Below are 6478 nucleotides of genomic sequence, written 5' to 3'. Positions count from 1 at the left end.
AACAAATAGGACTATGGACACCACATGTTTTAATAGTCGTAACACGGATTAAGAACTTTATGGTTATGTTATTTGTAACCCTTGTTAAAAGGATTTAAAATTGTTCACAGAAAAAACCATAGATAAGCTTATTTTAAAATTTACCAAACCAGCTTACAAAATAGAAATCACCGAGAGATTACATTTGATTGAAAGTTTAAAAATAAAAAAATAAACTAATAGATATTCTAAACACTTTAGAAAAATGATTTATTCTGAAATTTTGTAATGTCTAATTATCCACGAGCTCATTATAAAAATCCGACTTTTAATAGTGTGTTTTTAATGTAATTTTTAACAAAAGTACGATCTCAATATTATTCAAAATAAACCCCTTCCGTTACAAATGAAAAAGATTTACTTCCTAAACCACCAATCATTACAGCTTGAAATAGTGGATTTAACTTGGTGTTCCCATACCATTCTACCACAAAATTAGCACCAGAACCACCAGATACATCCTCCTCATCCACAACATACTCCAACGTTTCAAACGTACTTAAATAAATAGGCGATTTTATATAACTCCTAACAAATTTTCCTTCCGTATTGAAATAATCAATTCTACTAATAAACAGGGTGTCAGTTTCACTCGTATTATGAATACTTAATGTAGATGTTAGCTGCGTTCTATCATTTCGCGTACGCTGATAAATGTTAGAATAAACGGGAACATAAACTTTTTTCGTGACCAAATCACCGTTTGATTTTTCTACCTGTTTAGGCACCTGATGTTCATTAGAAATTATTTCACGCTCCTTGCTAGACGATTTTTTATCGCATGAGACAAATAAGATGAATAAAACAGAAAAAAGGACGATAGTAGATTTCATGGTAACAGGGTTTTCAATGAAATGGTTAACATTACTTACAAATATAAAGAACATTTAATTATAATTTTTAAAGATTTCTGTTTCTAGAACGGAAATAAAACAAAGGACCTGGAGGCTTGTAATTTATAAGCCTGCCACACAAATAAAGCGCGAATTTTATTAGCTTTGGTATTTCAATTATTATATGTTATGAAAACAAGCAGGTTAGAAGCTTTTAGTGACGGTGTCATGGCCATTATTATTACCATTATGGTTTTAGAGTTAAGTGCACCGGAAGGAACAGATTTTCAATCGCTTTTGGCTAAAGCTCCCGTTTTTATTAGTTATGTTGCTAGTTTTATTTATGTTGGTATATATTGGAATAACCACCATCATCTGTTTCAAATTACACAAAAAGTAAACGGTAAAACATTATGGGCCAATTTGCATTTACTCTTTTGGCTCTCCTTAATTCCGTTTACTACAGCGTGGATTGGTGATAATTACGAAGCTAAACTACCCATAATTTCCTATGGTGTGGTTTTACTTGGTAATGCCATTGCCTATTTTATTTTGCAAAGTGTTATTATAAAATCGCACGACGATGCTTTTCCTCTTAAAAAAGCCATTGGAACGGATGGTAAAGGAAAAATTTCTATAGTATTTTATTGCCTTGGTATAGGTTTAGCCTTTATAAGTACGTGGTTATCCATTGCATGTTATGTTATAGTTGCCATTATGTGGCTCATTCCAGATACGCGGATTGAGAAAAATATTTAAGCGTTATAGCCAACGCTATTTTCTCTTGGGCGTTTTGGTGAATATAAAAGTATCTTAAGTTATTTTAAAGAGCAGCGCTACCAAATCATATACGAGCCAAAAATATATTAAACAGCAAATTCAAACAACTTTAAAACTGTTCCAATAGGTCTAAAACCGATTTTTTATAACTTCTACTAATAGTTAAAGCTTGGTCCTGAATCACAACATGTTCATTGGTAAAAGATGTGATTTGTTTAATAGCGATAATATAAGATCGATGGATCCTAATAAATTGTTTACTTGGCAGTTTGGCTTCAATAGCACTAATAGTTTCGCGTGTTACAATGGTTTCATTGGCTAGATGAATTTTTATATAATCGCTAAAACTTTCAATATAAATAATAGCTTCAAAATCAATTTTAATCATGCGTCTGTCTGATCTTACAAACATAAACGCATGCAATTCTGTAGTGGACATTAACGCGTTTTCTTGGGTAGCATACACATCAAAATAATTGTTCACCGCTTTTAGTAAGCGTATAAACGAAATGGGCTTTAATAAATAATCAACAGCTTGCAATTCAAAACCTTCTACAGCATAATCGCGATAAGCCGTGGTAAAAATAATTTTAATGTTTTTATTGATGGATTTGGCAAATGAGATACCCGAAATATCGGGCATATTAATATCCAAAAACACTAAATCAATTTTATGATTGCTAATTACCTGAAAAGCTTCCATGGCATGACTGCAACTAGCAATAACATCTATGGCTTCAATTTTTGAAAGGTGAGCGCTAATAATATCGCGCGCCATAGCTTCATCATCAACAATTAGACAGGCTATGTTTTTCTGGGATCGCAATTAATTAGATTTTAAGGTTAAATGAACTTTATACAAATCATCGGTGTCTAAAATAGTTAAATTATAATGGTCTTTATAGAGTAAATCTAAACGTTTCTGAATATTCTGTAAACCAATACCATCTTGGGAATTTTCAATTTTAGCTTGCGTGTTTTCTATGGAAAAAATAATCTCCTCATGTTTAACGGTCAGGTCTATGTTTATAGATAACTTTCCTGATTTTAAACCTCCATGTTTAAAACTGTTTTCTACAAATGGCAATAGAAGCATGGGTGCAATTTTTGTCGTTTCAAGAATATGGCAGTAATTAAATGTCACGGCTAATGTATCATTAAAACGCAAATTTTCAAGGGCAATATAATCTTCTATATGCTGTATTTCTTGTGTTAAAAGAACAAAAGGTTTATCTACTTGATATAATAAGTAATCTAGTAAATTGGAAAGTTTCAAGATCATTTCAGGTGTTTCATCTGCCTTTTTTAATGCAAAACCATACATAGTATTCAGAGTGTTAAATAAGAAATGCGGATGGATTTGCATCTTTAAATAATGCAACTCTTGTTCCTTTAGTTTTAATTGGGTTTCCAAAATTTTAGTTTCCAACACTTTGGTTTCTTCGGTGTGTTTTAAATTAAGCTGGAGCAACTTAAAAGCACTAACTAAAATAACTACTAAATAAACGCCAGAGGTGATAATAAATATATTCCGAGTCACGGGATTCATAGCCTCATATTCAAAATTGGCTAAATATATTAAACTGAAAAATATAGAAACCATAATTAAATATCCAGAAATAATTAGGGTATATAGGCTATATAAGACAAATTGCAAATAGCGCTTTGATACTAAATAACCTGGAATTAATTTATAAACGGAAATATAAGTTGTGACAATAGTAATAGGCATGATAAAGAGTGAAAACAAAAACGTATCATTAAAATTCTCATTTTTGGCACTAAAGAATTTTGTAAAAAACAACAACACACAACACCAAAAAACGAGATGTAGTAAAAAACGCAGAAGTGCTTTTAAAATAGATTTTTTTGTAAACATATAAGTAAATAACATACAATAATACAACGTTTTTCATGCGTTTTCATATTTTGTAGACGAATAACAGATTTAGAGCTGGTTTCAACATGTCGGTTATAATGAGGTCTAAATTGGTCATCCACCGCATTTTTAAGATTTCACATGAAATGCAACTTATGTTTGTACCATGTTTAACTAAAACCATTTGTTTATGATATTATTAACTTTATTACTCATAAATCCTTTTTCCGAAGGTGGACCCATCATGATGTCCTTAATTACCATTTGTTTAATTATTTCTATTGTTTTTTTAATCAGAGGATTCAGTAGTTTAAAATCCAACGTTAATCTATCCAAAAAAATGGTTAAGTTAGCAGCAGACAGTAGTTTGCTAGGTTTAGTATTAGGTTTTTTGGCATCTATAATCGGATTAATTACCGCCTTCGACTCTGTTCAAGCCATGGGTGATCCAGATCCGGCTATTTTTGCAGGAGGCTTAAAAGTATCGCTGTTAACCGCTGGTTTTGGTTTGCTGACATTTATAATTGCAAGAATTGGTATTCTATTATTAAAAGGATTGCAAAAAGAGGTTTAGTGCCATTTCATCTTATTAAAGATTTTTAAAAGCGACTTTCGGGTCGCTTCTTTAGTTTTCAAAGAATTGTAATTTATTGATTTATAGGTCATTTTATAAAAATTTACAATGAAAATTTTGGCAGTTAGCAAAAATTGAAGATATTTATAGTTATGATTATAGCAAATAGATACTAATCATGTTGATTTTTAAAGCGACTTATTATGGTTTAAGTTATTGTTAGGAAGGTTTTAAAAGGATACAAGATTATTTATGGATCCCTTGCCCGAAATGGTGAGGGATTTTTTTTAAAAATTAAAAAAGCTATTTGTATATTGCTTCCACATTAATTTCTGCTTTCGTATGAAACGTATTTATATCTGTGTATTCTTAAGTTTTGTTTGTTTATTTTCTTGTAATGAAAAACAAGACCCAGACGATTTTCATGCAGAAAACTGGAATAAAAGACGTAAAGATATTACTGCGAAAGACGTGTTGGAGTATGGAAAAACCTATCTTTCCATTTACTCCCAAATCTACAGCATGTCTCAGCATAAAACGCATAATTTAACGGCTATGGCTAGCATGCGAAACACCAGCGATTCAGATACTATTTATATAGTTAGTGCCAAATATTATGATTCTCATGGCAAATTAATTCGCACCTATTTTGATAAACCAATATATTTGGCACCTTTAGAAACTACGGAAGCTATCATTGATGAAGTAGACGTAACAGGAGGTACAGGTTCTAATTTTATATTTGAATGGCGTAAGCCTAAAGAGGCACCAGAACCATTATTTGAAGGTGTTATGAATTCTACTTTAGGTCAGCAGGGTTTATCGTTTACAACCGTTGGGAAACGTATTAAATAAAAATCCCTTTATAAGAAAGAATCTTATATATTAACTTAAGGTCATTTTTAAGGTTGCTAATGGCAAATAAGAGCGAAGCTTCTTACTTTTTATTCCGCTTATTATAATTCTTATCACCACGCGTCTTTGGCTTTTTATATTTGGCCGCAATTTTAAATTTATACGAACCACCTAGATTTTCTTTACTATTTTTCTCTTTCTTTTCATGAAATGCGGGACCTGGCGCATCTTCATCACGTAATTTTAGCGGATTATTTCGTTCTAAAATTTGAGGACGTTCTTCTTCTAATAAATCTGTAGAAATAGCAACATTTTCTGGGAATTCAATTTCTGGAATTGTCATTTGCATCAAACCCTCTATACGTTCTAAAGCTTCTTGTTCTTTTTCAGTATAAAAAAGTATGGATTTACCTTCACGTTCGGCACGACCTGTTCTACCAATGCGGTGCATGTAATTTTCAGGGAAATTGGGTGTATCAAAATTGATAACGTGAGACACATTATCAATATCCAAACCACGAGCCATAACATCGGTTGCCACCAAAATCCTATTGTCGCCAGCACGAAACTGCTCAATACTTCGTAAACGGTAATTTTGAGTTTTATTGGAATGGATTACGCATAATTCATCGTGGAAATTTTCATCCAGCGCATCAAATAACCGATCTGCCATTTTCTTAAAACCGACAAAAATCAACACTTTATTAAAGGTTTCGGTGTCTTTTAAAATTTCTTTTAGCAAATTTAACTTCGTATAGAAATTGGGAACGGCATATTTATGTTGATCAATATTTTCTAAAGGGGTTCCAGAAACGGCAATGGAAACACGTTTTGGTGCTATAAAAAAGTCATTTATTAACGCGTCAACATCTTCCGTCATTGTAGCCGAAAACATTATGTTCTGACGACGTTCAGGTAGAATATCAAAAATATTTATTAACTGATGTCTAAAACCTAAATCTAGCATGACATCTACTTCATCTATTACTAATTTCTGAATGGTTTTTAATTGCAACACACGACTAACGGCTAAATCATACAAGCGTCCTGGAGTGGCTACAATAATATCAATACCTTCGGCAACAGCACGTTTTTGGGCATTAATGTTCACGCCACCATAAACACCCAATACGCGGACATTTATGTATTTGGCTAATTTTTCAATTTCATCAACTACCTGAACTACTAATTCTCGCGTAGGCACCATTACCAAAACACGTGGACTTTCTTGCTCGGAGTATTTTAAACCCCTTAAAATTGGCAACATATAGGCAAAGGTTTTACCGGTACCAGTTTGGGCAATCCCAACCACATCAGATCCTGAAGCAACTACATTAAAGGCTTCAGCCTGAATAGGTGTTGGATTGGTAAAGCCTAAATCGTCTAATGCATTGTATAAAGGCGTATTTAATTTTAAATCTTGAAAGGTAATTGCGTCCAAAAGTTTCTGTTTTAGGCTACAAAGGTAAATGTTTTATATGTCTTATGCTTTATGGCTTTGCAACTTTATAAATTGTT

Annotated in this window: 7 protein-coding genes; 3 read left to right on the top strand and 4 right to left on the bottom strand. The window is 32.2% G+C overall.

The window, feature by feature from the left end:
- Positions 1-356: 356 nt before the first annotated feature.
- Positions 357-872, bottom strand: a complete 516-nt coding sequence (locus tag ACN0QX_RS04390; protein ID WP_248400018.1) for a DUF3124 domain-containing protein — start codon at positions 870-872, stop codon at positions 357-359.
- A gap of 189 nt (positions 873-1061) precedes the next feature.
- Here ACN0QX_RS04390 and ACN0QX_RS04385 point away from each other — a divergent pair, with 189 nt between their 5' ends.
- The gene (locus ACN0QX_RS04385; protein WP_248400016.1) at positions 1062-1631 is read left to right on the top strand and encodes a TMEM175 family protein; all 570 of its coding nucleotides are present in this window, start codon (positions 1062-1064) and stop codon (positions 1629-1631) included.
- A gap of 130 nt (positions 1632-1761) precedes the next feature.
- On the opposite strand, the gene ACN0QX_RS04380 is transcribed toward ACN0QX_RS04385, so the two are convergent.
- Together ACN0QX_RS04380 and ACN0QX_RS04375 are read right to left on the bottom strand one after the other, a co-directional pair.
- Positions 1762-2478, bottom strand: a complete 717-nt coding sequence (locus ACN0QX_RS04380; protein WP_417195682.1) for a LytR/AlgR family response regulator transcription factor — start codon at positions 2476-2478, stop codon at positions 1762-1764.
- Positions 2479-3384 carry a sensor histidine kinase gene (locus ACN0QX_RS04375; RefSeq protein ID WP_417195681.1) on the bottom strand — a complete coding sequence of 302 codons (906 nt, stop codon included), beginning with the start codon at positions 3382-3384 and terminating at the stop codon, positions 2479-2481.
- 337 nt (positions 3385-3721) lie between these two features.
- Here ACN0QX_RS04375 and ACN0QX_RS04370 point away from each other — a divergent pair, with 337 nt between their 5' ends.
- Both ACN0QX_RS04370 and ACN0QX_RS04365 read left to right on the top strand, forming a co-directional pair.
- Positions 3722-4105 carry a MotA/TolQ/ExbB proton channel family protein gene (locus ACN0QX_RS04370; RefSeq protein WP_417195680.1) on the top strand — a complete coding sequence of 128 codons (384 nt, stop codon included), beginning with the start codon at positions 3722-3724 and terminating at the stop codon, positions 4103-4105.
- A gap of 342 nt (positions 4106-4447) precedes the next feature.
- Positions 4448-4960 carry a DUF3124 domain-containing protein gene (locus ACN0QX_RS04365; RefSeq protein ID WP_248400004.1) on the top strand — a complete coding sequence of 171 codons (513 nt, stop codon included), beginning with the start codon at positions 4448-4450 and terminating at the stop codon, positions 4958-4960.
- Between the two features lie 82 nt (positions 4961-5042).
- On the opposite strand, the gene ACN0QX_RS04360 is transcribed toward ACN0QX_RS04365, so the two are convergent.
- Positions 5043-6392: a DEAD/DEAH box helicase gene (locus ACN0QX_RS04360; protein ID WP_248400621.1), complete on the bottom strand. Its 1350-nt coding sequence runs from the start codon at positions 6390-6392 to the stop codon at positions 5043-5045.
- Between the last annotated feature and the right edge of the window lie 86 nt (positions 6393-6478).

This window comes from Bizionia sp. (genome assembly GCF_048259285.1).
Lineage (GTDB): Bacteria > Bacteroidota > Bacteroidia > Flavobacteriales > Flavobacteriaceae > Algorimicrobium > Algorimicrobium hallyeonense.
Note: the sequence above shows the minus strand (reverse complement) of the source record. Positions and strands in the feature narration are given on the sequence as shown.